Annotated in this window: 1 pseudogene; it reads left to right on the top strand. The window is 61.6% G+C overall.

From position 1 onward, the window contains the following. Positions 1–103 precede the first annotated feature (103 nt). Positions 104–245 (top strand): annotated as a pseudogene (locus RMT89_RS44880) (alkene reductase); the annotation flags it as partial.

Below are 245 nucleotides of genomic sequence, written 5' to 3'. Positions count from 1 at the left end.
TCCCGCGCCCCGCCGGCGAAGCGTCGATGCTGGCTGCCATGCCCTTGTCTTTTGCGGCGCAATACACAGTTCAGTTCAACTCGACAACCAACGGGAACTTCCCATGAGCTCATTGTTCGATACCTTTAAACTTGGACCACTGACGCTGCCGAACCGCGTGGTGATGGCGCCGCTGACCCGCAACCGCGCGATTGCCGAGCAGGTGCCCAACCCGCTCGCCGTCGAATATTACGGCCAGCGCGCCA

It is taken from the genome of Streptomyces sp. P17, from assembly GCF_032436805.1.
GTDB lineage: Bacteria > Actinomycetota > Actinomycetes > Streptomycetales > Streptomycetaceae > Streptomyces.
Note: the sequence above shows the minus strand (reverse complement) of the source record. Positions and strands in the feature narration are given on the sequence as shown.